The organism is Bradyrhizobium aeschynomenes (assembly GCF_013178945.1).
GTDB lineage: Bacteria > Pseudomonadota > Alphaproteobacteria > Rhizobiales > Xanthobacteraceae > Bradyrhizobium > Bradyrhizobium aeschynomenes.
Genome location: NZ_JABFDM010000008.1, coordinates 278,206 through 303,160, shown reverse-complemented (window position 1 = coordinate 303,160; position 24,955 = coordinate 278,206). Strand labels below are relative to the sequence as shown.

Annotated in this window: 23 protein-coding genes and 1 tRNA gene; 13 read left to right on the top strand and 11 right to left on the bottom strand. The window is 65.1% G+C overall.

Translation table 11 applies throughout. The features are described 5' to 3' along the window. Positions 1-562: 562 nt before the first annotated feature. Together HL666_RS23825 and HL666_RS23820 are read left to right on the top strand one after the other, a co-directional pair. The gene (locus tag HL666_RS23825) at positions 563-760 is read left to right on the top strand and encodes a hypothetical protein (protein WP_006614936.1); all 198 of its coding nucleotides are present in this window, start codon (positions 563-565) and stop codon (positions 758-760) included. A 78-nt stretch (positions 761-838) separates the two neighbouring features. Continuing rightward, positions 839-1,318: a GcrA family cell cycle regulator gene (locus tag HL666_RS23820; RefSeq protein ID WP_172183939.1), complete on the top strand. Its 480-nt coding sequence runs from the start codon at positions 839-841 to the stop codon at positions 1,316-1,318. Between the two features lie 23 nt (positions 1,319-1,341). On the opposite strand, the gene HL666_RS23815 is transcribed toward HL666_RS23820, so the two are convergent. Both HL666_RS23815 and HL666_RS23810 read right to left on the bottom strand, forming a co-directional pair. Next, positions 1,342-1,731, bottom strand: a complete 390-nt coding sequence (locus tag HL666_RS23815) for an endonuclease domain-containing protein (protein ID WP_246739084.1) — start codon at positions 1,729-1,731, stop codon at positions 1,342-1,344. Positions 1,732-1,887: 156 nt separating this feature from the next. Beyond that, complete coding sequence (locus tag HL666_RS23810; RefSeq protein WP_172132692.1) at positions 1,888-2,856, bottom strand: SDR family NAD(P)-dependent oxidoreductase; 969 nt, start codon at positions 2,854-2,856, stop codon at positions 1,888-1,890. A gap of 218 nt (positions 2,857-3,074) precedes the next feature. On the opposite strand from HL666_RS23810, the gene HL666_RS23805 reads away from it, so the two are divergent. From HL666_RS23805 to HL666_RS23765, 9 genes are all read left to right on the top strand, one after another. Then, positions 3,075-3,230 carry a hypothetical protein gene (locus HL666_RS23805; RefSeq protein WP_172109697.1) on the top strand — a complete coding sequence of 52 codons (156 nt, stop codon included), beginning with the start codon at positions 3,075-3,077 and terminating at the stop codon, positions 3,228-3,230. Positions 3,231-3,718: 488 nt separating this feature from the next. Continuing rightward, entirely contained in the window at positions 3,719-4,828 is a 1,110-nt protein-coding gene (locus tag HL666_RS23800; RefSeq protein WP_172109698.1) for a BMP family ABC transporter substrate-binding protein, read from the top strand. Continuing rightward, positions 4,825-5,934, top strand: a complete 1,110-nt coding sequence (locus HL666_RS23795; RefSeq protein ID WP_172109699.1) for an ABC transporter permease — start codon at positions 4,825-4,827, stop codon at positions 5,932-5,934. Before HL666_RS23800 ends, HL666_RS23795 begins: the two co-directional genes overlap by 4 nt. A gap of 3 nt (positions 5,935-5,937) precedes the next feature. Next, positions 5,938-6,864, top strand: a complete 927-nt coding sequence (locus HL666_RS23790) for an ABC transporter permease (RefSeq protein ID WP_172132693.1) — start codon at positions 5,938-5,940, stop codon at positions 6,862-6,864. A gap of 228 nt (positions 6,865-7,092) precedes the next feature. After that, on the top strand, positions 7,093-7,776 hold the full coding sequence (gene biuH / locus HL666_RS23785) for a biuret amidohydrolase (RefSeq protein WP_172109701.1): 684 nt from the start codon (positions 7,093-7,095) through the stop codon (positions 7,774-7,776). A gap of 50 nt (positions 7,777-7,826) precedes the next feature. Continuing rightward, the gene (locus HL666_RS23780; protein ID WP_210262094.1) at positions 7,827-9,302 is read left to right on the top strand and encodes an ABC transporter ATP-binding protein; all 1,476 of its coding nucleotides are present in this window, start codon (positions 7,827-7,829) and stop codon (positions 9,300-9,302) included. A 246-nt stretch (positions 9,303-9,548) separates the two neighbouring features. Then, a complete protein-coding gene (locus tag HL666_RS23775) occupies positions 9,549-12,995 on the top strand; it encodes a glycosyltransferase (protein ID WP_172132695.1) in 3,447 nt (1,148 codons plus the stop codon). A 149-nt stretch (positions 12,996-13,144) separates the two neighbouring features. Beyond that, positions 13,145-14,740 (top strand): oleate hydratase, encoded by a 1,596-nt coding sequence (locus HL666_RS23770; protein WP_311976248.1) that lies wholly within the window; start codon positions 13,145-13,147, stop codon positions 14,738-14,740. A 114-nt stretch (positions 14,741-14,854) separates the two neighbouring features. Then, positions 14,855-16,414 (top strand): oleate hydratase, encoded by a 1,560-nt coding sequence (locus HL666_RS23765; RefSeq protein ID WP_172183935.1) that lies wholly within the window; start codon positions 14,855-14,857, stop codon positions 16,412-16,414. Positions 16,415-16,934: 520 nt separating this feature from the next. On the opposite strand, the gene HL666_RS23760 is transcribed toward HL666_RS23765, so the two are convergent. After that, positions 16,935-17,816 (bottom strand): AraC family transcriptional regulator, encoded by an 882-nt coding sequence (locus HL666_RS23760; protein ID WP_172183933.1) that lies wholly within the window; start codon positions 17,814-17,816, stop codon positions 16,935-16,937. A gap of 110 nt (positions 17,817-17,926) precedes the next feature. Next, positions 17,927-18,802: a class I SAM-dependent methyltransferase gene (locus HL666_RS23755; RefSeq protein WP_172183931.1), complete on the bottom strand. Its 876-nt coding sequence runs from the start codon at positions 18,800-18,802 to the stop codon at positions 17,927-17,929. A 205-nt stretch (positions 18,803-19,007) separates the two neighbouring features. Between HL666_RS23755 and HL666_RS23750 the strand changes: the two genes are divergently transcribed. Beyond that, the gene (locus HL666_RS23750) at positions 19,008-19,202 is read left to right on the top strand and encodes a hypothetical protein (protein ID WP_172183929.1); all 195 of its coding nucleotides are present in this window, start codon (positions 19,008-19,010) and stop codon (positions 19,200-19,202) included. A 24-nt stretch (positions 19,203-19,226) separates the two neighbouring features. Here HL666_RS23750 and HL666_RS23745 read toward each other — a convergent pair. From HL666_RS23745 to HL666_RS23715, 7 genes are all read right to left on the bottom strand, one after another. Then, positions 19,227-19,304, bottom strand: a tRNA-Pro gene (locus tag HL666_RS23745). 215 nt (positions 19,305-19,519) lie between these two features. After that, the gene (locus HL666_RS23740; RefSeq protein WP_172109708.1) at positions 19,520-20,083 is read right to left on the bottom strand and encodes a MerR family transcriptional regulator; all 564 of its coding nucleotides are present in this window, start codon (positions 20,081-20,083) and stop codon (positions 19,520-19,522) included. 114 nt (positions 20,084-20,197) lie between these two features. Continuing rightward, a complete protein-coding gene (locus tag HL666_RS23735; protein ID WP_172109709.1) occupies positions 20,198-20,554 on the bottom strand; it encodes an integration host factor subunit alpha in 357 nt (118 codons plus the stop codon). A 134-nt stretch (positions 20,555-20,688) separates the two neighbouring features. Next, positions 20,689-21,663 (bottom strand): beta-ketoacyl-ACP synthase III, encoded by a 975-nt coding sequence (locus HL666_RS23730; RefSeq protein ID WP_172183927.1) that lies wholly within the window; start codon positions 21,661-21,663, stop codon positions 20,689-20,691. Then, positions 21,660-22,721 carry a phosphate acyltransferase PlsX gene (gene plsX / locus HL666_RS23725; protein WP_172183925.1) on the bottom strand — a complete coding sequence of 354 codons (1,062 nt, stop codon included), beginning with the start codon at positions 22,719-22,721 and terminating at the stop codon, positions 21,660-21,662. The genes HL666_RS23730 and plsX overlap by 4 nt, the downstream gene beginning before the upstream one ends. A gap of 325 nt (positions 22,722-23,046) precedes the next feature. Further along, positions 23,047-23,670, bottom strand: coding sequence for a YceD family protein (locus HL666_RS23720; protein WP_172183923.1), 624 nt, complete (start codon positions 23,668-23,670; stop codon positions 23,047-23,049). A gap of 5 nt (positions 23,671-23,675) precedes the next feature. Continuing rightward, on the bottom strand, positions 23,676-24,212 hold the full coding sequence (locus tag HL666_RS23715) for a ubiquinol-cytochrome C chaperone family protein (protein WP_172183921.1): 537 nt from the start codon (positions 24,210-24,212) through the stop codon (positions 23,676-23,678). Positions 24,213-24,342: 130 nt separating this feature from the next. Between HL666_RS23715 and HL666_RS23710 the strand changes: the two genes are divergently transcribed. After that, a complete protein-coding gene (locus HL666_RS23710; protein WP_172109714.1) occupies positions 24,343-24,804 on the top strand; it encodes an outer membrane protein assembly factor BamE in 462 nt (153 codons plus the stop codon). Positions 24,805-24,955: the final 151 nt, after the last annotated feature.

Sequence of the window (24,955 nt, the reverse complement as noted above, 5' to 3'; positions counted from 1 at the left end):
GCGCCAGCTTCGGGGCGCCAGGACCACACGCTTTTGCGTCCGCGCCGAGCCGTTCGTCCGCGCATCCCAAGGAGCATCCCAGGGACACGCTGCGGCTCCTCGCGGCCATCGCATCCCCGCCTCGCGTGTCGTGACGATCGCGCGCAACGCCCCTTCCGAGTGAGGCGGGATGCGTGCAATAGAGCATGATTTCCGGAAAAGCGAAAGCACTATTTTCTGGATTATAGAAATCGCCGAGCGCGTCCCCGCTCGACGCGGTTCCCGACTCGCCGTGCCGAGGCCGACCGGGGCGAACACCCGATCGGCCGGGGAGACCGACGCATGACGAAGTTCAGTCGGTTGCGCCGCGAATCCGCTCCACCCGCTCGTGCACCGTACCATTCCGGACCCGGACTCGCCGAGCGCGCGGAGAGTCACCGCCGCGACCGATCCGATTCGTCAGATTTCTATAAAATTCAATAGTTTAACCACTTATCCCCAGGACGCTGTACAACCTATTGGATTCCTAATAGAGTCTAAAAAGTTACTTTTCTGTACACCGGTTACGGACTAGCTTTTAGGCATGGCGACGGAAAAAGCCGAAACTGACCGCATCCCCGTAACCCTGGCCCTGGCAACCATTGGCTATCTCGAAAAGCTCGTGAAACAGGGCACCCACGGCACCAGCGTTCCGGGTGTCTGCAGAACGTTGATTGAAGAAGGCATCCGGCTCGCCATCAAGGACGGGCTGCTGTCGATTCGCGACAACGGACGGGCGTAACGAGGGACATCAGCGGACAGTTTCGGACGACCGTCGGCCAGGACGATCCAGGACGGATCAAACTTGGAAGCGACAACAATGCCCGCCGAACGACAGACCCAACCCACCTGGACCGAGGAACGCCTCCGGGCCCTGAAGCAGCACTTTGAAGCCGGGCTGACCTGCCGCGAGATCGCCGCCGAGCTCGGCGTCAGCCGCAATGCCGTGATCGGCAAGATCTCCCGCCTCGCGCTGACGCGCGACAATGGCGGCGACAGCCGGCGCGTGGTGCGCGCCGAGACCACCCGCGACGGCGCGCGCCGCCCGGTGCCGAAACTGCGCCGCCGCATCCTGCGCAGCGTCAGCAACGATCCGCCGCCGATCATGATCGAGGAGCCGCCCGCCGGCCCCGTCGAGAACGGCTGCTCGCTGTTCGAACTCTCCAAGGAACGCTGCCGCTGGCCGATCTCGACCCCCGGCGCAGACGATTTCTGCTTCTGCGGCTCGAAGCCGATCGACGGCCTGCCCTATTGCCCGAGCCATACGCGGATGGCGTATCGCGTGGCGTCGTCGCGGTAGGCAATGGCGTTTTGAAGCCGCGCTCAAGCCTTGCTCGGTCGCCGCGTTCTGCGGGGACGGCGCGGCGGTCTCGTCTCCCCTCCCCCTTGCGGGGAGGGGTCGGGGGTGGGGGTCCACGCGCGCTGAATGTCGTGGAGTACACCTTCGATATTTCCCAGCACCTCGTTGTTCCAGAAGCGAAGAACGCGATATCCGAGCGCCTCGATTTCTTTTGTACGGGCGGCGTCTTCCGCCTGCTTCCAATCATGCTGGCCGCCATCGACTTCGATGACCAATTTGGCTCTGCGGCTGACGAAGTCGACGATGAACGGTCCGATCTGAGCCTGACGGCGGAAATGAGAGCCAGCCAACTTGATGTCGTGACGAAGGCGTTGCCAGAGGACGCGTTCGGCCTCGGTCGGCTCGGCGCGCATGCGGCGGGCGAATGATCGTCGGCTGTCGTCCATGGCGTTCGATCTCATCATTGGCAGAGGGACTCGTGGACCCCCACCCCCGACCCCTCCCCGCAAGGGGGAGGGGAGCTCACCGCCATCGCGGCGCGAGGCCCAGCCACAACTAACAGCAATCCCCTACCCCAGCTTCCACCCGGCCTCCTGTGCAAAACGCTGGAAGAACTCCGGCTCATAGGCGTGCTCCGGCGTCTGGCGCACGCGCATGTCGAGCAGCTTGGCGTCCTCGCCGACGAGGATGCGCCATTGCTCGGCTTTCACGCCGTCGAGGATGATCTTGGCGGCCTGCGCCGCCGTCGTCGGGGCGTCCTCGAGGAAGCTGCGGGCGCGCTCACGGGCGGCGTTCTGGATGTCCTGGTCGCTCATGGCGGCGACGTCGATGCCCATGCCCTTCATGCGCTGGCGGGCCTGGGCGATCTCGGTCTCATTCAACTCGTCCGACTCCGTGCCGCTCTGCATCTTGCGGGAGTTCGAGACGATCGAGGTGCCGATATGGCCGGGCATCACCACCGAGCATTTGATGTGCGGAGCGTTGAGGCGGAGGTCGTTGATCAGCGCTTCGGTAAAACCCTTCACGGCGAATTTTGCGGCGCTGTAGGCGGTGTGCGAGACGCCCATGCCGACCGAGGCCCAGAAGCCGTTGACGCTGGAGGTGTTGACGATGTGCGCTTCGTCGGCCTTGAGCAGCAGCGGCAGGAAGGTGCGGACACCGAGATAGACGCCGCCCCAGCAGATGTTGAAGGTGCGCTCCCATTGCTCCCGCGAGTTGCTGAACAGGCTGCCGCCGCCGCCGATGCCGGCATTGTTGAACAGCAGGTGGATCTTGTCGGTGGCCTGCTGCTCGATCAGCTCATCGCGAAAGCGCTGCAGCTGCGCCTCGATCGAGACGTCGGCGACGTGGGTGGTGACGCGCAGGCCCTGCGGCAGTCCCTCCGACTCGCACAGCCGCTTGGTCTCGGCCATCGCCTCGGTCGAGACGTCGCACATCGCGACGTTGCAGCCCTCGGCGACGAGCTGGCGGGCGAGCTCGCGGCCCATGCCCGTGCCGCCTCCGGTGATCACGGCGATCCTGCCGGCAAAATCCTTCATCGGTCGTCCTTCCCTGCTGCCGACGCGACGGGCGCCGGCGACTTGCTCGTTCTCTTCTCGGAACGCGGGCGTCAGCTTAGGATGTTTGGCGCACCTGACCAGACCCGATGTCAACGACCTCTATTGCAGTGCACGAACAGACAATTTCACCTCGGGGTTGAACCCACAGGCCGGGCCTCCGACTTATTCCGTGGGGAGGCAGGCTCGAGGAGGTTCGCATGGCGTACCAACAGGGGCACTGGCAGGACGAGAGCTGGCGCGACACGATGGTCGATCCGGCGGGATCGGGCGACGGCGCCTATGTCACGGGCTGGACGATTTCCGGACTCGCCGTGATCGGCACCATCGTCGCGGTCTGGCTGCTCGGTATCTGACCGGCGCGAGGCGCATCGTCACGACGTGACAGAAGGCCTCGCCAAGCGTGCGTGTGTACACGTGCGCGCCGCTGTCTCCTCCGTCATTGCGAGCGCAGCGAAGCAATCCAGGGCTCTTGACGGGACTCTGGATTGCTTCGTCGCTGCGCTCCTCGCAATGACGTGGAGAGAGTAGACCCGTTTCCCGTCTCCGGACCACAACCGCGTTTCAGAACGCGCGCTGACCGCAGAGGTCTCGCTACGGAAGTCTCGCTCTGCCGAACTTGTTGCATACAATTGAAGTCGATTGATTAAAAAATAGGCCACATTTCGTTGGCAGCAATCGTTGCCCAATTCGCAGCCAATCACAAAGCAGTGGTCCGTCAGTGGCTTAGCTTTCCTGCCGGGCCAAAAGCCCCTGGCACGAAGCTTGCGATCCCCGCCGAGGCTGCGCCGTGCCGGCGAAGCCGAGAGGCGCGGGCACGATAGCTCGCCGAGGGAGCACACCAATGGACTTTGGCAGGATTTCACGACGGCATCTGTTGCAGGGTGGCGCAGCGCTGACGCTCGGCGCAGCCGCAGGCCTGCGGCCGGCCTTCGCGGCGGAGACGACGATCGGCTTCATCTATGTCGGCTCGCGCGACGACTACGGCTACAACCAGGCGCATGCGCAGGGTGCGGCGGCGCTGAAGAAGCTGCCCGGGCTGAAGGTCATTGAAGAGGAGAAGGTGCCCGAGACCGACGCGGTCGAGAAGACGATTGAATCGATGATCAATCTCGACGGCGCCACGCTGCTCTTCCCGACCTCGTTCGGCTACTACAATCCGCACATGATCAAGATGGCGGCGAAGTACCCGAAGCTGCGCTTCGAGCACTGCGGCGGCCTGTGGAGCGAGAAGGATCCGAAGAACGCCGGCTCCTATTTCGGCTACATCGACGAGGCCCAGTACATCGCCGGCATCGTCGCCGGCTATACGAGCAAGAGCGGCAAGCTCGGCTTCGTCGCCGCCAAGCCGATCCCGCAGGTGCTGCGCAACATCAACGCCTTCACGCTCGGCGCGCGGCTCGCCAACCCCAAGGCGACCACGCAGGTGATCTTCACCGGCGACTGGTCGATGCCGGTCAAGGAGGCCGAGGCCACCAACAGCCTGATCGACCAGGGCGTGGACGTGCTGACATGCCATGTCGACGGTCCGAAGACGATGGTCGAGAACGCGGCGCGCCGCGGCGCCTTCGTCACCGGGTATCACGTCAACCAGTCGCCGCTGGCGCCGAAGGCGTATCTCACCGGCGCCGAGTGGAATTGGGAGGCGCTTTATCCGAAGTTCGTCAAGATGCTGGCCGCCGGCGAGAGCATTCCGAACTTCTATCGCGGCGGCCTCAAGGAAGAGCTGGTCAAGGTGTCGCCCTATGGCGAGGCCGTGTCCGAGCCGGCGCGCAAGCATGCCGACGAGATCAAGGCCAAGTTTCTCGGCGACGGCTACACCATCTTCAAGGGCCCGCTGAAGGACAACAAGGGCAACACCGTGATCACCGCCGGCACCGAGCGCGGCCAGAAGGATCCCGAGCTCGAGAAGATGGACTATCTGGTCGAGGGCGTGATCGGAGCGACGTCGTGACCACGGAGGCGGCCGATCCGGTTGATGCGGCCGCCATCGCGCCGGCCGCCGATGCAGGCTTCCTGCAACGCTGGGGCACTGAAATCGAGTACATCCTGATTCCGGGCGCGGCGCTGGTCGTCGCGCTCCTGGTGTTCGGCATCTTCGTCGCGCTGTTCGGCAAGAACCCGCTCGACCTCTATTGGTACATGTATTACGGCGCGTTCGGCACCTGGTTCTCCTGGCAGAACACGCTGAGCCGTGCCGCGCCGCTGATCCTCACCGCGCTGTGCACCGCTTTGCCCGCGCAATTGGGCATGGTCATCATCGGCGGCGAAGGCGCGCTGTTGATCGGGGCGCTCTCGGCAACGTCAGCGGCGCTCGCGCTGCAGGGGATGCCGCCGCTCGTCGTGCAGGTCGCGATGGTGATCGCCGGGATGACGGGTGGAGGATTGTGGATCCTGCTGTCGGGTGGTCTCAGGCAGTATCGCGGAGTCAACGAGACCATCTCCAGCCTGCTGCTGGTCTACATCGCGCTCGCCATCCTCAACCATCTCGTCGAAGGCGTGATGCGCGATCCGGCGAGCCTCAACAAGCCGTCGACGCGCGAAATCGGCGCTGCCAACATGATCGGCACCATCCCCGGCACCGACGTGCATTGGGGCCTGGTGTTCGGACTGATCCTGGCGGTCGCGTCCTACATCCTGATCTATCACACCACCTTCGGCTTCGCCGCGCGCGTCGCCGGCGGCAACATCCGCGCGGCCAAGATCGTCGGCCTGTCGGTCGGCAAATTGATCCTCACCGTCTGCTTCCTCGCCGGCGCCTGCGCCGGGCTCGCCGGCATGGTCGAAGTCGCCGCCGTTCAGGGCCGCACCAATGCGAACCTCGCCGTCGGCTACGGCTTCACCGGCATTCTCGTCGCGTTCCTGGCGCGGCAGAATCCGCTGGCGATCATCCCCGTGGCGATCCTGCTCGGCGGCATCAACGCGTCAGGCGGGCTGTTGCAGCGCCGGCTCGGCCTGCCCGACGCCTCGGTGCTGGTGCTGCAGGGCATCATCTTCATCTCCGTGCTGGCGAGCGACGCGCTCTACGGGCGCATCGGGTTTCTGAAGGGAAAGTCCTGAGCCATGGCTGACGGCAACATCGGACTCTGGACCGTCCCGCTCGCGGTGCTCGGCGGCGCCATCCGCGTCTCCACGCCGTTTTTGTTCGTCAGCCTCGGCGAATGCATCACCGAGCGGTCCGGCCGCATCAATCTCGGCCTCGAGGGCACGCTGGTGATGGGCGCGATGAGCGCCTACGGCATCTCCTATCTCTCCGGCTCGCCATGGCTGGGCGTGCTCGCCGCCGGCCTCACCGGCGCGCTGCTCGGCGCATTGCACGCCGGCATCTGCTCGCTGCCGCGCGTCAACGACGTCGCGGTGGGAATCTCCTTGATGCTGTTCGGTACCGGGCTCGCCTTCTTCCTCGGCAAGCCGCTGATCGAGCCCACGGCCGCGCGATTGCCGGCGATCGATTTCGGCTGGTGGAGCGACGTGCCGCAGGTCCGCGCCGCGCTGCGCATCAACGTGCTGTTCCTGCTCGGCGTGGCGCTCGCGCCGATCCTGTTCTGGGCGTTCAAGACGACGCGCTGGGGCCTCCTGATCCGCACCGCCGGCGAAAGCGCGGACGCGGCGCGCGCGATGGGGCATTCGGTGCTGGCGATCCGGCTGCGCGCCACAATGGCGGGCGGCTTCCTCGCCGGCATCGGCGGCTCGTTCCTGTCGCTGTTCTATCCCGGCAGCTGGAACGAGGGCCTGTCATCAGGACAAGGCATCACCGCGGTCGCGCTCGTCATCTTTGCGCGCTGGGACCCGATGCTGTGCCTGTGGGCCTCGCTCGCCTTCGGCGGCGCCGCCGCGCTCGGGCCTGCGCTACAATCGGTCGGCGTCACCTCCGGCTATCACCTGTTCAACGCCGCGCCCTACATCCTGACCTTGCTGATCATGATCATCACCTGCTCGCCGAAACGCACCTTGAGCGGCGCGCCGGCCGAGCTGTCGATCACGCGGTGATGCGAGCCGGCGATGCGATGCACGTTGAAGCAGACAATCTTTGTGCGGCCATCCTTCGAGACGGCCGCCTGCGGCGGCCTCCTCAGGATGAGGACTATTTCCGCGGCGGCAACGCTTCCCCTCATGGTGAGGAGCGTCGCCCTTGCGACGCGTCTCGAACCATGAGGCCCCAGTTGGCGCCGCAACGTCATCAAGTGCTCACGGCCCCAAGTACTACGGGAGACTGATATGACTACCCGCACCATCCGCTCCGAGCCCTATGCTTGGCCCTACAACGGCGATCTGCGTCCTGAGAACACGGCCCTCATCGTCATCGACATGCAGACCGATTTCTGCGGCGTCGGCGGCTATGTCGACAAGATGGGCTATGACCTCTCGCTGACCCGCGCCCCCATCGAGCCGATCAAGAAGCTGCTCGCCGTCATGCGCGCGCAGGGCTTCCTGATCATCCACACCCGCGAGGGCCATCGCACCGATCTCTCCGACCTGCCCGCCAACAAGCGCTGGCGCTCGCAGCAGATCGGCGCCGGGATCGGCGATCCCGGGCCGTGCGGCCGCATCCTGGTGCGCGGCGAGCCCGGCTGGGAGATCATCCCGGATCTGGCGCCGCTGCCCGGCGAGATCATCATCGACAAGCCCGGCAAGGGCTCGTTCTGCGCCACCGATCTCGAGCTGATCTTGCGCCTCAAGGGCATCCAGAACATCGTGCTGACCGGCATCACCACCGACGTCTGCGTCCACACCACGATGCGTGAGGGCAACGACCGCGGCTTCGAATGCGTGCTGCTGTCCGACTGCTGCGGCGCCACCGACAAGGGCAATCACGACCACGCGCTGAAGATGATCAAGATGCAGGGCGGCGTGTTCGGCGCCGTCGCGACGTCGTCCGCTTTGATCGAGGCGCTGTCGTGATCGGCGACGATCCGATTCCCTCGGCCGCCTTCGGCGTCGAAGCCATCGCCATGACGATGCGCTTCGGCGCGTTCACCGCGCTCGACAATGTCGAGCTGAAGGTCCGCCCCGGCTCGTTCCACGCGCTGCTCGGCGAGAACGGCGCCGGCAAGTCGACGCTGGTCAAATGCATCATGGGCTACTACCGCCCGACCGAGGGCGACGTGCTGATCGCCGAGCGCGAGCGCGCGATCAGCAATCCGAAGGACGCCCACGCGCTCGGGCTGGGCATGGTCTATCAGCACTTCACTTTGGTGCCGGCGATGACCGTTGCCGAGAACCTGGTGCTGGCGCGCGATGATGTGCCGGCGGTGGTCAACTGGCTCAGGGAAAAGCAGGAGCTGGAGGCCTTCCTGGCGCGCATGCCGTTCCGCGTGCCGCTGGACGCCAAGGTCTCGGATATCTCGGCCGGCGAGCGGCAGAAATGCGAGATCCTCAAGCAGCTCTATCTCAAGCGCCGCTTCCTGATCCTGGACGAGCCGACCTCGGTGCTGACGCCCGGCGAGGCCGACGAGGTGCTCGGCATGCTGCGCAAAATGGTCGAGGCCGGCGAGCTGACCATCCTGATGATCACCCACAAATTCCGCGAGGTGATGGCGTTCGCCGACGAGGTGACGATCCTGCGCCGTGGCAAGCTCGCCGGGCGCGGCAAGGTCTCCGAGCTGACGCCTGATGACATGGCGCGGATGATGATCGGCGCCGAGCAGCTCACCGTGCAGCCGTCGCGCACCGGAGAGGCCGGCACGGTGAGGCTCGAGGTCGAGAAGCTGGTGGCGCGCGACGATGCCGGCGGCCTCGCGGTGCACGATCTTTCGCTCACCGTGCGCGCCGGCGAGATCGTCGGCATCGCCGGCGTCTCCGGCAACGGCCAGCGCCAGCTGGTCGAGGTGCTCGCCGGCCAGCGCGAGGCCGAGAGCGGCGCCGTCAAAGTGACGGGCGCGCCCTATTCCGCGAGCCGCGAGGAGATGCGCCGGCACAAGATGTCGCTGCTGCCCGAGGAGCCCTTGAAGAATGCCTGTGTCGGCGGCATGAGCGTCGCCGACAACATCGCGCTGCGCGAGTTCGACCGCGCGCCGTTCGCCCGCGGCGGCTGGTGGCTCAACAAGTCGGCCTTCCGCAAGGACGCGACGACAAAGATCAACCGCTACAAGATCAAGACCCGCACCCCGGACACGCCGATCTCGGCGCTGTCGGGCGGCAACGTGCAGCGCGCGGTGCTGGCGCGCGAGCTTGGCCACGACGTCGAGGTGCTGATCGCCGCCAATCCCTGCTTCGGCCTCGACTTCGCGGCCGTCGCGCAGATCCACGCCGAGATCATGGCCGCCCGCAACCGCGGCGCCGCGGTGCTGCTGGTCAGCGAGGATCTCGACGAACTGCTCGAGCTGTCGGACCGCCTGCTGGTGATGTTTCACGGCCAGCTGGTCTACGAGACCCGGGCGAGCGACGCCGACCTCACCGAGATCGGCCGCCATATGGCGGGGCATTGAGGGGGACCAGCAAAACCTTGTCGGTTTCGCAGTCGCGAGTATCCTGCCCCGTCATTCCCAGGCAGCGGCCAAATTCGGGCGACACGCCCGACACAGGTGCAGGTTGCACTGCGATAAAGCGACCGAGCGAAAACAGCTGTTCAAGGCGCCAGCACTCCAGCGACAAACATCTTCATTGCCGGCCGGCCTTGCATTAAATCTTTGATTGCTCGGCCAATCTTGCCCGTGCTCGGTCTGGGGGCAGCGTTGAACGAACTTCAGGGACTATCGGGAGTGCGGCGTCAGGCTGTCGCCGCGGACTTGTGGGCAACCTTCCGCGAGCGTCGTCGCCCGGCGGCGATCCTGGTCGGATTTTCCGGAACCGGGAAATCTGAAAGAGTTGCCCTGCCTCTCGTCGGGTCTGCCCGTGCCGAGGGCTTCCCGGCCGTGCATTTCGATGTGCCGGCACGTCCGACGCAACTCGATCAGGAATTGCTCGGGGTTCTCACCGAGGCTCTGCGGGATACAGCTGCGCTCGACCTCGCGGGCCAGGTGGCGAGGGAGCCGAGTTTTGTGAGCGGCGTGCGGCACGTGCTTCGCGCTGGCGGCCTCGTCGTGATCGACGAGTTTCAACGCCTCTTGCAGGTCCCGGGCGGCATTCCCCCAGAGCCATACGCGGAGCAGCTGCAGAAACTCGCACGTCGGCCGCCAGATGGCGGTTGCCTTTGGCTGCTCACGAACCGGAACGTCGACCCCGTGTGGAGCGAGCCATTCCACACGGCAGTGCTCGAGCCCCCCGACGACACGGCTGACGTGGTGCGGATCGTGGTCGAAGCGCTGGGGACGGCGGATGCGGCCGAACGCCTCCCCGCAAGCCGCCACGCCGAGATTGCCTCGCGGTTCGGGCGCAATCCACGAGCCCTACGGCTGCTGGGCAATCTGATGCGCAGCTATGCATTGGAAGAACTGATCGGACAGCCTCAGGCCGTTCAGGAGGGATTGGCCCTCGAGGAGCTGTCCGACCAGATCGAGCGCAGTCTGCTCGATCGGGCAAAAGAAGGTCTGTCCAACGCCGCCGGCGAATTCCTGCGCGATCTCTCCATCCTGTTGGAACCCGCGCCCATCGGCCTGCTCGGAGCGTTGGGCGCGCATCTGGGCAACGTGCAGACACTACTTGCCGAATTGCAGAAGCGATTTCTCGTTGACCAGCGGAAGTCGCTTCGCCTTGCACACCCACTGGTCCGCGAGGTCGAGCTGCCGCGCCTGACACGCGACAAGGCTGCGTTCTGCGTCGCAAACCTGCGCGTGGGTCGCTGGCATGCAGCGCAGCTGGGCGAGGCGGTCGCGAGGAGCGATGATGCGGCGATCGCGAAGCACCTTGGCGCCGTGCGTCATCACTTGCTGGCGGCTGAGGCCCGTGATGCCCTGCTGGAGGCGGTCAAAGTCGTCCGCCCGTATATCGAGCGCAGGTTCGACTGGAGCGCTCGCATGCCATCGACCGAGGCGGAGCGGGATGCTCAGATTTCACTGCTCGAACTCATTCTCGAGCAGCCGGGACCGGCTGCTGCGGAATTCCATCTTGCCCGTCGGTTGGAGCTGCGCGGTGAACGCGATGATATGGTGCGAGCGCTCGGTCATGCGGCCCGCGCGACGGTCGGCCAGGATTTCAGCACTCCATGGGTTCTGCGAATGCAGCTCACTGAGCTCGTGCACGGACCGGAGGCGGCAATTGCGCTTGGGCCTGAAGCCGCTGCAGCGGTGCACCCGGCGAAGAACCTCTACTCCGTCTATCAGGTTTATGGCTTCGCGTTGAATCATGTTGGACGCGATGTGGAGGCGATCGAAGCGCTGCGTGAGGGGGCACTGTTAGTAGAACGCCATATCAAGGCCCGCCTAGTCGGTCAGGCACTGGCATGTGCTGCCGCAATGCCGACTGCTGCAGATCTGACGCGTGTCAGGGACTGGGCTGAAGCGGCAGGTGACCTTGAACAAGAAGTGGCCCTGGCAAACGTCATTCTCAACGAGCGTGCGGGAGAATGGCGGGGTGGAGCCGAGCGGGCGCAGATCGCAAGACGGAGATTTCCGAATTATCTGCATCTGGCGCTCCATGATGCCTTCTGTTGGCTGGGAGCAGAACAGCCGGAAGAGGCCCAAATGGCTCTCGACAGATTTCCAATCAACTGGACCTACAGAGCACGAGCGAGCAATACTTGGTTGGCAGCCTTGATAGCCCTCAGGACGGGCGATCTCGCTCGCGGCCACGCGCTTGCCGAACTTTACATCGACGGACCATTGCCGCGGGACGCTGCAACCATCGAGCGCGCATTGATCCGAGAGTGGGATACGCGCGTCGCCACGCTCTCGGAGCCGAACCCGGCGCTCGAATTCCCAGTCCTGCCGCCGAGCATGTCAGGGCTTTCGGCCCCGGTCATCCGTCCCCAGCACGGTACGCCTGTCCTGCCGCAACACCGGACCGGCGCAGACGTCGCGCAGGTGGTGCAGGCTGACCGGATACGAATCCTCGCCGTCGGGACGGAATGGGCTTCGGGTCAGGGCGGCCTCAGCACCTTCAACCGGCAACTCTGCATCGCGCTTTCCGCGTCGGGTGCCGATGTCAGCTGCCTTGCCATCGCTCCTGCCCAGAAGGACATCGACGAGGCCGCATCGTTGGGGGTGCGGCTCGTCGCGGCCCGCGCCACGCCTGGTGTGGATGAGCGGGAATGGCTCGCGCGCCGCCCCTCTGATCTCGGTCTGGACTACAAGCCGGACTACGTGATCGGTCACGGCCGGATCACCGGGCCGGCAGCTCTGCGACTGGCAGAGGATGTCTTTCCGGGAGCAAAGCGTCTGCATTTTCTGCACATGGCACCGGACGAGATCGAATGGCACAAGTTCGACCGCGAGCTGCCTGCCGGACAACGCGCGGAAGACCGCACGAAACTCGAGCTCGACCTCGCACACACGGCCCATCGGGCGGTCGCCGTGGGACCGCGGCTTTGCAACCGCTTTCTGCGCGACCTGCATCCATTCGGCACGCCGGAGCCTCTGCGCTTCGACCCGGGCTTTGATTCGGCGGTGAGCTCGGCCCGAACGCCACCGCCTGGTGCGCCCTGGAAGATTCTTCTGTTGGGCCGGGCCGAGGATGAAAAGCTCAAAGGCCTGGATATCGCTGCGGCTGCGATCGGCCGGGTCTTCAAGCGTCGCCCCCACGGGTTGCCGGGAATCGAACTCGTCGTTCGCGGGGCAAAACCTGCAGATGCAGATGGCCTGCAGACCAGATTGTCGGAATGGGCGGCAGCACCGGGTCTACTCATCACGGTCCGCAACTACTCGACCGATCCGGAGACCCTGGATCGGGACCTGCGCTCATCGAGTCTTGTGCTGATGCCATCGCGGAGCGAGGGATTTGGTCTTGTTGGGCTCGAGGCGATCGTGTCGGGCCACCCTATCCTGCTTAGCAGTCAGAGCGGACTCGCCGAACTCTTGAAAGAGCAGTTGGCCGCCGAGGTGGCCGCTCGCGTGAGCGTCGAGATGACGGGAAACGACGCCAACCCCGATCCCGACGTCGATCAATGGGCGAATGCCATCGAGGCCACGCTGCGCAACCGTGAAGCATCATTCCGCGATGCGTTCGAATTGCTCGGCGCAATGCGCCATCGCCTGACATGGAGAAGTTCGGTGCAAGCTCTTCTGTCCACACTCGTAAAGAGATGATCGAAAGGCTGCGCCACGAGCCGGGACATTGCGCCGCACCCGGGCAAACGACCTCAGCGTGTTGACGACTAATTCATCCCGCTGCGGTAAATTGCGCTCCGGCGGGCTTTGTTTGGCCAGTGATCTACCGCGCCCGCCGGCATTTTTCTATTTTCCTTCAAACCTTTAAACAGCAGGTCGACATCATGAAGGCCTATTTCATCGGCGGTGGCATCGGCTCACTCTCAGGCGCAGCGTTCATGATCCGCGACGGCGGCGTGGCCGGGCGGGACATCACTTTGTTCGAGAAACGCCTGCCCTATGGCGGCAGTCTCGACGGCGCCAGGCTTCCGGACGGCTCCTACTCGATGCGCGGCGGGCGCATGCTGACAACAGAGCAATACGAGTGCACCTGGGACCTGCTGTCGACGATCCCGAGCGCTTCGCAGCCGTCCGAGAACATCCTCAGCGAAACCGAGATGTTCAACAAGCTGCACGTCACGCATGCGCAGGCGCGGCTGGTCGACCGCAACCGGCACAAGGTCGACGTCTCCACCATGGGCTTCTCGATGCAGGACCGCATCGAGATGACCAGGCTCACCGAAACCCCGGAGGACAAGCTCGGCAACTCGCTGATCTCCGACTGGCTGTCGCCGCCGTTCTTCACGACGAATTTCTGGCTGATGTGGCAGACGGCGTTCGCGTTCCAGCCGTGGCACAGCGCGGTCGAGTTCAGGCGCTACATGCGCCGCTTCATGAACGAATTCCCGACGATGAATACGCTCGGCGGCGTCAAGCGCACGGTCTACAATCAGAACGACTCGATCGTGAAGCCGCTGATGCGCTGGCTCGAGGACCACGGCGTCAACTTCGTCGGCGGCGCCGATGTCACCGACATCGCGCTCTCGACGGAGAACGGCAGGCATCGCGCCACGCGGCTCGACCTGACGCAGAACGGCGCCAGCCGCAGCATCGAACTCGCCCCCGACGATCTCGTGTTCTACACGGCGGGCTCGATGACCGATGCGACCAGCCTCGGCAGCCATGACAGCGCGCCGAAGCAATTGACCAAGGAGGACAGCCGCGGCTGGGCGCTGTGGGAGAAGCTCGCCGCCGACCGGCCCGAGTTCGGCAATCCCGCGATCTTCAACTCCAACATCCCGGAATCCAGCTTCGAATCCTTCACGGTCACCTGCCGCAATCCGCGCTTCTTCGATGCGATGCAGAATTTCAGCGGCAATGTCGCCGGCACCGGCGCCCTCGTGTCCTTCACCGACTCCAACTGGCTGATGTCGATCGTGCTGTACACTCAGCCCTATTTTCCGGACCAGCCGGAGGGCATCCAGATCTTCTGGGGCTATGGACTCTACCCCGACCGCGTCGGCAATTTCGTGCCCAAGCCGATGTCGGAATGCACAGGCGCCGAGATCCTGAAGGAGCTGTGCGGGCATCTGCGCTTCCCGCTCACCGTGTTCGACGAGGCCACCTGCGTGCCGTGCTGGATGCCCTACATCATGAGCGAGTTCATGCCGCGCAGCATGGGCGACCGGCCGCTGCCGGTGCCGGCCAGTTCGCAGAACCTCGCCTTCATCGGCCAGTTCGTCGAGCTGCCGGAGGATGCCGTGTTCACCATCGAATATTCGGTGCGCGGGGCCATGCACGCGGTGTATCAGCTCATGAAGATCGATCGCGCCATCCCGCCGGTCACGCCGTGGGACAAATCGCTGAAGGTGCTGGCGCAGGCCGCCGTGAAATCCTTCGCCTGACCCCGCGCGCGAGATCGTGATCGTCAGTGGCTCGCCGCGGTTGATCTGAATCAGTTCCGTCGCGACACACGGCCGCTAATCCCGGATCGGTACAGACGATCCGGGTGATCCATCATGAAGGCTTATTTCATCGGCAGTGGGATCGGCGCGCTGGCCGGCGCGGCGTTCCTGATCCGCGACGGCGGCGTCGCGGGACACGATATCACGATCTTTGAAAAGAACCTGCCGTTCGGCGGCAGCCTCGACGGCACGCAACTGCCGGACGGCTCGTTCTCGCTGCGCGGCGGTCGCATGCTGACGACCGACCACTACGAATGCACGTGGGACCTGCTCTCGACCATCCCCGGCGCGAGCGATCCCAACCGCACCGTGCGCGATGAGACCATCGCCTTCAACAAGGACCACGTCGCGCATTCGCAGGCCCGCCTCGTCGATCGCAACCGGCACAAGATCGACGTGTCCACGATGGGATTCTCGATGCAGGACCGGCTCGAGCTGGTCAGGCTGACGGAAGCGTCGGAGGAGAAGCTCGGCAAGTCCCGCATCACCGACTGGCTGTCGCCGCCGTTCTTCACCACGAACTTCTGGTACATGTGGCAGACGACGTTTGCGTTCCAGCCGTGGCACAGCGCGGTCGAATTCAAGCGCTATCTGCATCGCTTCATGAACGAGTTTCCGCGCATCGAGACCTTGGCCGGCGTCAAGCGCACCGTGTTCAATCAGTACGATGCGATCGTGGTGCCGCTCGTCAAATGGCTCGAGGGTCACGGCGTCCATTTCGCCGGCGGTGTGGATGTCACCGACATCGCGATCGAGACGGAGGGCGGCAAGCACGTCGTGAAGCGCCTTGTGCTCGATCGCAGCGGCAGGCCGGAGACGATCGCGCTTTCGAGCGACGACCTGGTCTTCCTGCAGAACGGCTCGATGACGGACGCGACCAGCCTCGGCACCCAGGATGCGCCGCCGCCGCGGCTCAGCAAGCAGGACAGCCAGGGCTGGGCGCTGTGGGAGAAGATCGCGAGGGGGCGTCCGGAGTTCGGCAATCCCGCCGCGTTCAACTCATCGATCCCGGAATCCTGCTGGGAGTCCTTCACCGTTACCTGCCGCAATCCGCGCTTCTTCGACGCGATGGAGACGTTCAGCGGCAACGCGGCCGGCACCGGCGGGCTCGTCACCTTCACCGAGTCCAACTGGCTGATGTCGGTCGTGCTGTATCACCAGCCGCATTTCGCCGGTCAACCTGACGATGTGCAGGTGTTCTGGGGCTATGCGCTGCATCCCGACCGCATCGGCAATTTCGTTGGGAAGGCGATGGCCGATTGCGGCGGCGCCGACATTCTCAAGGAGCTCTGCGGTCACCTCAACTTCGATCTGGCGGTGTTCGAAGCGGCGACCTGCGTGCCCTGCCGCCTGCCCTACATCACCAGCATGTTCATGCCGCGAAGCAGGAGCGATCGTCCGCTGCCGGTGCCGGCGAATTCGAAGAACCTCGCTTTCGTCAGCCAGTTCGTCGAGATCCCCGACGACGTCGTGTTCACGGTGGAATATTCGGTGCGCGCTGCGCAGATGGCGGTCTATCAGCTGCTCGGCATCACCCGGGCGATTCCGCCGATCACGCGCCATGACAAATCGTTCCGCGTGCTGATCGAGACCGTGGAGAAGGCGTTCGCGTAGAGCCGAAACGCTCCTCTCGCATCCGCAAAAACAAGCGCGCCCGGATCAGGCTTGATCCGGGCGCGCTTTGCAGGACATGAGACGCCGGTGCGTCTCTATGCATCATTCCGTGAACTTATCAGTAGCCGAGCAGCGCGAGACCCACCCAGCCGACGGCGAATAGCGACACCACCGACGTTGCAGCGGCGAAAACGGACAGCGAAACTTTCAAAGTCCTGAGGACCATACGCGCCTCCTTGAACGACAATGAGCAGCACATCGAGGTGAACCCCGACGTCCGTCTGAAATTTCCTGAAAACCCGACTCTGCGGCGAGTCGAACACCAGGTTGGTGCGCGCGTGCGCGCAAAGGTTCAATGCCAGGGTGTGGGCCCCGGCTTCTCCGGCGCATCAACGCGAAGGCACCGGCCCCGGTTCCGCGGATGGAACTGGAACCTTTCAAAAGTGCGCCGGCACTGGTCGAAACGGATCGACGAAAGAGGCCCGCCGCCGGTCTTCAGACGGACGGGCCGCCTCGAACGCTATTTCAGCGGTAGGAACAGGTCAGCCACCGTCTCGTGCTCTGGAACCTCCGGGAAGAAGCTCAGCCGCTGGCAATAGATCGGGAAGTCACGGGCCTCCTCGCCGCTGGCCGGAAGCCAGTCGCGATAGAGAAAGAGGGCGGCCGGCTCCAGATTGTGGGTGTTGCCGACGACGCGAAGCACGGCGCAGCGTCCGCCGGGGATCTCGCCGGCCTTGACGTCCTCGCCATGCGCCGCGATCGGCTGGTCCGTCCCGACACAGAGGTCGACGCTGTAATCCGCAGGCGATGCCGGACGACGCTCGGAGCGCCAGACATTGAAGGTCGGGCTGGTCCTGGGGTGCAGGCCGGCCGTCTTGCGCCACGCGATGAAGCGCTGGATCGTGGCGCCGAGCGTCGCCGGATCGCCGCGGTGCTCGATGATGGCCACGCGCGTGGCAGGCACGTCGCGCACCGTGACGTCGTGGGCGGTGAAGGTTTTCTGCATCAGCTTGCTCCTCGCATCGTCGAAAGGCCCGAAGGCCGCAAGCCACGGCTCCCAGTCGGGAGACTTCCGAAACGACGACGGCGTCTGCCCGAACCGCTGCCGAAAGGCGCGGGCGAAGGCATCTGGTGCGTCGTAGCCGGCATCCATCGCGACATCGGTGACGCTCTGGGCATCGCTGTAGGCCAGCTGGTAGGACGCACGCTTCATGCGGGCGAGCTGGATGTAGCGATGCACGGACAGACCGAAGGTCGCGGTGAACTGCCGGTGGAAGTGATATTTCGAGTAGGCCGCGATGCCGCTCAGCGTATCGAGATCCAGATCATCGTCGAGGTGCCGGTCAATGTGATCGAGCACCCGTTGCATCCGGGCATGGTGGTTTCGCAGCGCCGCCTTCATCGTTCCGAGCTCCGTGGCAGCACAAGCTAATCGCGCCCGGATATCGCGCGCTCGACCGATCTTGCGGCGTTGTCGAGGGTGCAGAGCGCGCTGGTGGTCTCCGGCCCGTGTCAGGGATCGACGGCGGTCACGGTCCAGAACGAAGCGGGCACCATCACGCCGTGCGCCTTGGCGTACCGCCCGAGCGCCTTTCTCACCGCCGATGTCGCGGCCTCCGCCGCCTCGGTCGGTTGCCCGGCGACGGCCCGGCCGGCGGGCCCGATCGCGAGCGCCGTCTGCACGGCGGCATCGAGACCGCCGCCGGCGCCGAGATCCAACGCGACGTCGCAGCGCTCGAGGCGGACGCGGCGCAGCCCCGCGTCGGTCAGCACCTTCTCCACCCACTCGGCCGCGCCGAACGCAAAATCGTCCGGCGCGTGCGGCCGCAGACCCGGCAGCTTCGGCACGTGATCATAGGCCGCCTGCAGCGGCTCCAGCGCCCATGGGTTGTCGCGCAGCTCACCCCAGCAGGCGAATGCGACCCGCCCTTCGGAGCGCAGCGCCGTGCGAATGTTCAGCACGGCGCGCACGGGATCGGCGAAATACATCACGCCGAGACGCGAGATCACCAGATCGGCGCTCGCGGCCTTGAAGTGATGCACCATGGCATCGGCCTGCACGAAGCTGACGGGCGCCTCGGCCGGCGCCTGCTCATGAGCCGCGGTCAACATGGCGGCGGAGACGTCGAGGCCGAGCACGCTGCCGCCCGGGCCGACCTTGTCCGCCGCGGCGATCAGCGTGGCGCCGCAGCCGCAGCCGATGTCGAGCACCCGCTCGTTCGGCTGAATGGCCGCCCGCTCCAGCAGCGCGTCCTGCACCGGCGCCAGCATCGCATCCAGCTCCGCCCGCCGCGCCACCCAGCGCTCGCCGCCCGCACCGTTCCAGAAGGCGATCTGCTCGGCGTTCTCGAAATGGCCAAAGGAGGTATCGACGACGGCGGCGTCCATGAGGAACTCGACAGCAATGACAGAAACGAAAATGGCCTCTGGCGCGCGCCAGCGCACCGGGAGCCTCGGCGCGGAGTTTAAGCAGCCGTCATCACGTTGAAAAGCCAGTGTCGCTGGGAGCATGCCCGAGTTGATCGCTCCAACGAGTTTGGCGTCCTGCTGCTGTCACGCGAGATCGTCTTGCCAAGCGGCTTCTCTCTACGCCGTGATCACGTCCAATCAGCCCGACCAGACAGGCTTGGTCGGCTCAACCGGCTTCCGCTGTCGCGGCGATCCGGCAGATGAAGGCAGACTCAAGCGGCACGAGAAGACTGCGGAAACGCTGCTTCTGGAAATGGAGGCCGATGGTTTGCTCGAAACCGTCAACCTGCTGAGGGCGCTGGGGCAATGCGAACTCTAACGAGCCAGATCGCATCTCGAAAAATGGTCGGAGCGGCGGGATTCGAACCCACGACCCCTAGTCCCCCAGACTAGTGCGCTAACCGGGCTGCGCCACGCTCCGATGGCCGATCCTGTAGCCGTGATCGGGATGGGATGCAAGGTACGGCGGGCGGGTTTCATGGGGGCGATGGGGATCGGGGCGGAGGCCGGGGAGCCCCACCACCGTCCCCCCCCAAGGAGAAGGGAAGCGCAGCCGAATCGGGGCGCCGCTGCGGCTCCGAACTGGCAAAGGACTGCCACCGTCCGCTTGGCGTGAGTCTAGGGCAGCAGGCGCCCTCAGACGTCCTTCATCGCGCGGTCGAGCAGCGCGCGGCAGTCGACGAGCTCCTTGAGCACGCCTTCGAGCTTTTCGCGCTCCTCCGGCTTCATGCCGGCACGGGTCGGCGGGCCGACACGGAAGGTGTCGAGAATGTCGTCCTCGGTGTCGACGAAGCGGAAATCGATGCCCTCCTCCTCGGAGGCCTCCTCCTCTTCGTCCTCCGATTCGACCTCGGCCTCGCCGACCGGCTCCTCCTCCATGAGGGCCTGGCCGAGGGTCTCCTCCAGGGCGCCGAACGAGACGGCGGCGGAGCTGTCCGCCAGCCCCTGGACCGACTTGACGCCATGCTCCTTCAGGATGCGCTGCACGCCCTTGATCGTGTAGCCTTCGCTGTAGAGCAGACGGCGGATGCCCTTGAGGAGGTCGACGTCGTCGGGCCGGTAATAGCGCCGGCCGCCGCTCCGCTTCATCGGCTTGATCTGGGCGAACCGCGTCTCCCAAAACCGCAGCACGTGCTGCGGGATGTCGAGCTCCTGCGCGACCTCGCTGATCGTCCGAAACGCATCCGGCGCCTTGTCCAAATGCCCGTTCCCCTTCGATCGTGCTGCCAAGAAACGCGACGATTACGCTGAATGTATTGGACGAATTGAACGCATGCGACGCCGACTTGGGCCGTCAGGTCCCGCCGAACGGCCCTATTCCGGCTCGGCGCCGAACTCGGCGCTGGCCTCGCCGTTCATCTTGCCGGAGGCCGGCTGGCCGTTGATGCGCTGCTTCAAGATCGCCGACGGCTTGAAGACCATGACCCGCCGGGGCGAGATCGGCACCTCGGTGCCGGTCTTGGGGTTACGTCCGATGCGCTGCCCCTTCTTGCGCACCATGAACGACCCGAACGACGACAGCTTCACCGTCTCGCCGCGCTCCAGACAGTCGGTGATCTCCTTCAAGACCAGCTCGACGAACGCAGACGACTCCGTCCGCGACAGTCCGACCTTTTGGTAGACGGCCTCGCAGAGATCGACGCGTGTAACTGTTTTTCCGGTTCCCGCCATCGCCTGCCCCACACTCACGGCGAATAATTCGGCCCGGAAATTAAGAGGTTAAGCGGCGATGGTCAACAGCAGCGTGAACGGAACTGCATGCCGCAGCGCAGGTCGTCCCAAGCCATCTCGTCCGGCGGAATGGCTCACCAGCGCACCAGCGCCGAGCCCCAGGTGAAGCCGCCGCCCATGGCCTCGAGCAGAACGAGGTCGCCCTTCTTGATGCGGCCGTCCTTGACGGCGACGTCGAGCGCCAGCGGAATCGAGGCAGCCGAGGTATTTCCGTGCCGATCGACCGTCAGGACCACCTTTTCGGGGGCGATGTGCAGCTTGTGCGCGGAGGCGTCGATGATTCGCTTGTTGGCCTGGTGCGGCACGAACCAGTCGATGGTCTCGGCCGACTGGCCGGTGGCCTCGAAGGCATCGACGATCACGTCGGTGATCATGCCGACGGCATGCTTGAACACTTCGCGGCCTTCCATCCGGAGATGGCCGACCGTCTGGGTCGAGGACGGGCCGCCGTCGACATAGAGCTTGGATTTGTGGCGGCCGTCGGAGCGCAGATGGGTGGTCAGCACGCCGCGGCCGGCAGCGCCCTCGCCCTGCTGCTGCGCGTCCAGCACCAGCGCGCCGGCGCCGTCGCCGAACAGCACGCAGGTGGTGCGGTCGTTCCAGTCGAGGATGCGCGAGAACGTCTCGGCACCGATCACCAGCGCCCGCTTGAACGATCCGCTGCGCAGGAAATTATCGGCCGTCGCCAGCGCGTAGACGAAGCCGGAGCACACCGCCTGCAGGTCGAAAGCCGCACCATGATTGATGCCGAGCCCGTTCTGCACCGCCACCGCGGTGGCCGGAAAGGTATTGTCCGGGGTCGAGGTGCCCAGCACGATGAGGTCGATCGACTGCGGATCGACGTCGGCTGCGGCGAGCGCAGCGCGGGCCGCATTGATCGCGAGATGCGACGTGAACTCGCCGTCGGCTGCGACATGGCGCTCACGGATGCCGGTGCGCTGGACGATCCACTCGTCGGAGGTCTCGATGCGGTTTGCCAGCTCGGCATTGGTCACGACCCGCTGCGGGAGATAGGAGCCACAGCCGAGCACGACCGAACGAATTGTCACGAGACAGCCTCCTGGGCGACCGGCTCGGTCGCCAATGCGCCGCCGTCGCGATTGAGTGTTTGAGTGATCTTGGTCAGGAGATCGTAGCGGGCCATCTCATAGCCAACCCGCACGGCCGAGGCAAAGCCCTCGGCATCGGTTCCGCCATGGCTCTTGACCACGATGCCCTTGAGCCCGAGCACCACGCTGCCATTGGACTTGCGCGGGTCGAGCCGGGCGCGCAGCGCGGCAAAGGCGCCGCGCGCGAAAAGATAGCCGATCCGGGCCAAAAGGCTGGCCTGGATGGCGCCACGCAGGAATTCCGCGACCTGCCGCGCCGTCCCCTCGGCCGCCTTCAGCGCGATGTTGCCGCTGAAACCTTCGGTGACGACCACGTCGGCCGCGCCCTTGCCGATGCCGTCGCCCTCGACGAAGCCGATATAATCGAGCTGCGGCAGATTCATCGCGCGCAGCTGCTCGGCCGCCTCGCGGATCTCCTCGTGGCCCTTGATCTCCTCGACGCCGATGTTGAGCAGGCCGACGGTCGGCCTGGGCTTGTTGAACAGCACGCTCGCCAATGCGCCGCCCATCACCGACAGCGCCACCAGATGCCGGGCGTCGCCGCCGATCGTCGCGCCGAGGTCGAGCACGACCGATTCGCCGCGCATCGTCGGCCAGATCGCCGCCAGCGCCGGCCGGTCGATGCCGTCGAGCGTCCGCAGGCAGAACCGCGCCATCGCCACCAGCGCGCCGGTATTGCCGGCGGAGATCGCGACGTCCGCCTCGCCCTTCTTGACGGCCTCGATCGCCATCCACATCGAGGAGGTCTTCCGGCCACGGCGCAGCGCCTGGCTGGGCTTGTCCTCCATGCTGACGGCGACGTCGGTGTGAACGATGCGCGACACCGCCTTCAGCCGCGGATGCCTGTCGAGCTCGGGAGCAATCTTGGCACTGTCACCAAACAGCAGAAACTCCGCGTCCGGATGGCGGCCCAGCGCAATCGCAGCTCCGGGAATGACGACGGCCGCGCCGAAATCCCCGCCCATGGCGTCCAGCGCGATTCGAACCTTTTGAGGCATGACGTCCCGGAAACCTGATCTCGAGCTTGATCTCGTCTTGGCCTTGCTTAGCCGTGTTTTGGTGGTCGTTCAGAGGCACTGCACGGCCAGGGGACAGTTGAGGCACGATCCCACAGCCGCCGAGCATTTTCGTCGCACCCCGACCCGGCGCGACAATAGCGTCTCTCCGTGTCGAAACAACCTCCCGGAGGCGATGGATTTTGCGGCCGCGGTGATGCAAGGGGCGGGAGACGGATCGGTCTTTACCATCGAAATCAGCAACTTGAGCTGAATTCAGGAGGTTTCGTGACAGAACGGGAGCGCTGCCCGCCTGCACATTCAGACATCAATCCTCACCCGTTTTCTTCACTTTGGCCGCGCCGGACGTTGCGCCGCCGGCGGATTTCAGCGCCTTCAGCACCGCGAAGGGGTGATCCTCCGGGGCGGCGGCCTCGGCCGGCTGCTCGAACGCCACGCCCGGCTTGCGCGGATAGGGGTCAATCGCCAGGAACAGCGCATCGGCGGCCAGCCGCCCGAGATCGATCTGGCCATTGACGATCGGCTCGGGCGGATCGGCCGTATCGACCTCGCTGTTCGGGTCGTCCTCGACGAACTCGGCCAATTCCGGAATGTCTTCCGGCGGTGCGAACATCTGGTCGATCGGTTCGTCGATCTCGGTCTCGATCGGATCGAGCGTCACCACACAGGTCTGGCCGATCCGGGCGCGCACCCGTCCCTCGACGTGCACCTTGCCGTCGCGCTTCTGGACCACATCGAAGGCGGCGTGCGCCGACATCACCTCGCGCAGCTCGCCCATGACCGCGAGCGCGCTTCGTGTGGCCGCGTCCGCCTCGATCTCGCGATGAAGCCCGGCGTCCGGGATCTGCGCCACGATCACCGGCGCGGCCCGCCAGGGATCTTTTGTCGGATCGCGGCCGGGGTCGCGGGAAATGTCTCTGTCTCTGCTCATGTCGTTCAGTCCTGCTGCACCGGGCGCGGGAAGCTCCAGGTCGCGCCGAGCAGCTTGTTGTCGTCGAGGGTGGCGAGGTGCGCTGCCACCCGTCCCGCATAGGCGGCAAGTTCCGCCGCGCTGTCCGGATGCTCTCCATTCAAGATATTCTTCTGCAGCGCATCTGCCAGCCGGGCCTCGCTCTCCGACCAGGCGAGATCATAGGCGGCAGTGCGGCCGTAGAACGCCTCGCCGAATTTCTGCATGCGCTTGGGCACGGTGAGGTCGCCAACCCCCATCTCGCGCAGATTGTCGTCCATGTCGGCGCAGAACCGGTCGAACAGCGCCTGCGACAGGTCCGCACCGACCCCGCGCAGCCGGCGCAGCACCAGCCAGAGGTGCAGAATCAGCAGATCGAACCGTCCCTCGACCGTGTCGGGGACATTTAAGTGTCTATAAAACAACGGTTCTCGGGTTTGCGCCACGATCGTGCCATAGATCGGCTCGATGGTCCCGCGCGGGGACGGTCGCAATTTCCTGAGATGGTTGAATGGCCAGAGCATGAAGGTTCCGCGGCTGAGTTTTCCCGACCCGGTTCGGACGGCATGTTGCAATCCGCAAGTTTGCCCGGTACGTCAACGCCCTGCCCGACGCAAGGGGACGGGATCCGATCTTGAGAAGATGACCCAGACAATGCGAACGACTGCCAGCCTGCTCACCCGTGGCCTCCGCACCCGTCTGCGCACCGCCGGCGCCATCGCGCTGACCTGTCTGGCGCTCGCCGCCTGCACCGGCGAGCAGTTCCAGAAGGGCTACATCATGCCGCCCGGCGCGCTGGAGCAGATCCCGATCGGGGCGAGCCAGGACCAGGTCCTGATCGTGATGGGCACGCCATCGACCGTCGCCACGCTCGACGGTGAGGTGTTCTACTACATCTCGCAGCGCGCCGAGCGCCCCGTCGCCTTCATGAACCAGAAGGTGGTCGATCAGCGCGTGATCGCGGTCTATTTCGACAAGAACCGCCAGGTCCGCCGGCTCGCCAATTACGGCATGAAGGATGGCAAGATCTTCGACTTCGTCAGCCGCACCACGGCGACCTCCGGCCAGGAGCTCAGCTACCTGACGCCGCTGTTCAAGCTGCTCAGCTTCAACTGATTCAGAGCTTATCGCCGTCGTCCGGAATATGATTCCGGGCCACGGCACAAAGTGCGCTCGCTGCGCTGATTGGCGCAGCATGCGCGTGATCCATGCGCTTGCGCTGGCGCTGCAACCTTCCCTACCCTGCGACAAAACAACAGCAGGGAGG